General features: G+C 57.5%; 5 protein-coding genes and 1 pseudogene. 3 read left to right on the forward strand and 3 right to left on the reverse strand.

Annotation, left to right across the window (positions count from 1 at the left end):
* Positions 1-741: recombinase RecA (recA, locus tag AC4PR2_RS28195; RefSeq protein ID WP_492175952.1), on the reverse strand; the 741-nt coding region annotated here is incomplete at its 3' end.
* Positions 742-903: 162 nt separating this feature from the next.
* On the opposite strand from recA, the gene AC4PR2_RS28200 reads away from it, so the two are divergent.
* The 3 genes and pseudogenes from AC4PR2_RS28200 to AC4PR2_RS28210 form a co-directional block, all read left to right on the forward strand.
* Positions 904-1,224: a type II toxin-antitoxin system Phd/YefM family antitoxin gene (locus AC4PR2_RS28200; RefSeq protein WP_492175953.1), complete on the forward strand. Its 321-nt coding sequence runs from the start codon at positions 904-906 to the stop codon at positions 1,222-1,224.
* Positions 1,224-1,637, forward strand: a complete 414-nt coding sequence (locus AC4PR2_RS28205; RefSeq protein ID WP_492175954.1) for a type II toxin-antitoxin system VapC family toxin — start codon at positions 1,224-1,226, stop codon at positions 1,635-1,637. Before AC4PR2_RS28200 ends, AC4PR2_RS28205 begins: the two co-directional genes overlap by 1 nt.
* A gap of 14 nt (positions 1,638-1,651) precedes the next feature.
* Positions 1,652-1,786 (forward strand): annotated as a pseudogene (locus AC4PR2_RS28210) (RNA-guided endonuclease InsQ/TnpB family protein); the annotation flags it as partial.
* Positions 1,787-1,829: 43 nt separating this feature from the next.
* Here the strand turns inward: AC4PR2_RS28210 and AC4PR2_RS28215 are convergent.
* Entirely contained in the window at positions 1,830-2,453 is a 624-nt protein-coding gene (locus tag AC4PR2_RS28215) for a DUF2913 family protein (protein ID WP_492175955.1), read from the reverse strand.
* 88 nt (positions 2,454-2,541) lie between these two features.
* A complete protein-coding gene (locus tag AC4PR2_RS28220) occupies positions 2,542-2,868 on the reverse strand; it encodes a DUF1493 family protein (RefSeq protein WP_492175956.1) in 327 nt (108 codons plus the stop codon).
* Between the last annotated feature and the right edge of the window lie 69 nt (positions 2,869-2,937).

Here is a 2,937-nt window from a genome sequence, read left to right on the forward strand (position 1 = left end):
TTTGATGGCGCCGATACGGCGCACGTCCATGCGCACCGAGGCGTAGAACTTGAGGGCGTTGCCGCCGGTGGTGGTCTCCGGGTTGCCGAACATCACGCCGATTTTCATGCGTATCTGGTTGATGAAGATGACGAGGGTTCGGCTGGTATTGATGCTGCCCCGCAGCTTGCGCATCGCCTGACTCATCATGCGGGCATGCACCCCCATGTGCGAGTCGCCGATGTCACCTTCAATTTCCGCTTTGGGCGTCAGGGCGGCCACCGAGTCGACCACGATGACGCTGACGGCGCCGGAGCGCACCAGGCCGTCGGTGATTTCCAGCGCCTGTTCGCCGGTGTCGGGCTGCGATATCAGCAATTCATCGACGTTAACGCCAAGTACCTTCGCGTAACGCGGGTCAAGGGCGTGCTCGGCATCGATAAAGGCGCACATCTTGCCTGCGCGCTGCGCGCTGGCAATCACCGACAGGGCCACGGTGGTCTTGCCGGAGGATTCGGGGCCGTAGATTTCGGCAATGCGCCCCACGGGCAGGCCACCGCCCAGCGCGATATCGAGTGCCAGTGAGCCGGTCGATATTGTCTCCACGTCCATCGCCCGATTGTCACCCAGACGCATGATGGCGCCCTTGCCGAACTGCTTTTCGATGGCGGCCATCGCCGACTGCAGGGCTTTGGCCCTGTCGTCGGCATTGGCAGGCTTGCTGATGGCAGGGGAAGCGGATTTTTTCTTGTCGGTGGCCATAGGGATGCCTCGCAGAGGAACAGGGTGTTGCGTTAATAATACTGTATGTGTATACAGTGTCAATGCAAAGGCATTCTCGTTGATGATGTTAGCCATTTAATTTGCCGTGTCATCGGGGAGGTGAAATAATGTAGATACAAACCTACAATCAGGCGGTTCACGATGAACAGAATGAAATTTGAGTCTAAAAAATACGGATGTACTACCGTTACAGTGACCCAGGCGCGAGCCGCGATCACTATCAGCGGTCGTGAGTTTAACCAGGACGTCAGCAAGGCAAAAAAAGAGGCGAACAGGGGGCCGGTCTTTATTACCGACCGGGGACAGCCTTCCCATGTTTTGCTCAGTATTGATGATTATCAGCAACTGACCGGCGGAAAGGCTCCCCTGGCAACCTTGCTGGCAATGGCTGACGGGGACGACATTATCTTCTCGGCACCAAAAATGAATATAGCTACACGCGCTGCGGAGTTTGACGACTGATGTACATACTGGACACCAACGTAGTTTCTGAGCTGCGTAAGGGAAGCCGGGCCGAAGGTCGTGTGGTCGAATGGGTCAATGCACTGCCCTCAGGTGCGCAGTTTATTTCGGCGATCACTGTGTTGGAACTGGAGCAGGGTATTCTGGCGATGGAGCGCCGTGACCCATATCAGGGTTCCAGATTACGGGAATGGTTTGAGGGCCAGGTATTGCCCACCTTCGCCTACCGTACCCTGGGGGTAGATACGGCGGTGGCCCGCTGTTGCGCCAGATTGCATGTACCCGATCCGCGCAGTGAACGGGACTCGCTCATTGCGGCAACCGCCCTGATTCACCGTATGACCGTGGTGACGCGCAACGAGAAGGATTTTATTCACAGCGGCGTTCAGCTTTTCAATCCCTGGCAGGACTGATAAAAAACCTCAATGGAGTTAACCATGACCGCGATATCAATGCGGCGATCAATATACGGCAGAAGGGTACACTGGAATTATGTGCGGCGGGACTCGCCATGTCATTTGCCCATGGAGGCCAGCGTAAACCGTCATGGCGCACTGGGTAACGATATCTCCCGGCTTGCTGCGCGAACTCTACTTTGAGACATTTTAAGCCGACGCCGGCAGCAGCATGAGCTGATGGCCGTCGGGCAGTGACGCAGTCGGTTGCGCCGTTATCTGATAGCGCTGCATGACGTCGATAAACGCCGCCCTGTCGCCAACCACGCGAACTTCGACCGGCATGTTGTGCCGGCCATGCTTGTCGTAGGCGGCATTGAGCGCCGCTTTTTCCACATAAAAGCCGTTGGTAACGCCGGTTTCAGGCAGCACGCCCTCGCGCCACTCCCGGCTGCTCATCACCGCATTGTCCCAACCCAACTGCTTGAGCGTCTCGGTGGCGTAGGTCAGGCGAAACAGGTCGGACTGCCGGGCGATATTACCGCTGCAGGAGTGCCACAGGTACTCCAGGTGTTGGCGCAGCCTGGCGGCGGCGCTGTGCCTGCGACCACGCTCCAGCAACCACTGGATGTCAATTGCCACGCTCCTGGGAAAACGCTTTTGCTTTTGCGCGGTGGCCAGCCAGCGGATGAGGAACAGGGTTTCGGCGTAGGGGGTGGATGCACCGCCCGACTGGCGCTCGAGCGCCAGGGCCACCAACGCGCAGAACGCCAGGTGGCTCAGGTCGGTGGTGGTGTCAGTCGGGGCGGCGGACGGGCGGGCGTTGTCCTGCAAGCGGTCGTCTCACTATCTGTAGTGACGCACTGCCGGCAGATAAGTTACGGCAGCGTGTAAGAACGCTGGCGGTTGACATCCAATCCGGCTAATACAACCAGCGTCCGGCTTTGGCCGACTCGACCAGCATTCTGATGGTCAGCGGTTTTAGGGGCTGCTCGGGCACCTTTGAACCGAAAAACTCTGGGGCAAAATAGTGGGTGAATTCCATGCCGGCCGGATCGACATGCCATATGGACAGATAGGTGTTGATCGCATCGTCACCGTCATCCCAACCAATCTTGAGATCTTCCCGCAAGCGTGTGTCCAGGGTGACCGGCACTTTCGGGCCCCAGAAGACATACTTCCGCGGGCTGAAATTTTCATAGTAAAAATCAATGATCTCTTGCTCTATTTGCGCGGGCGTCTTCATCATCAAAAATAGGTCCACTGAATTCTGTCTGCCGGACGGGCGATGAGGTTGAAACGGTCTTTCACATCGCGG

The organism is Serratia sp. A07, assembly GCF_058725505.1.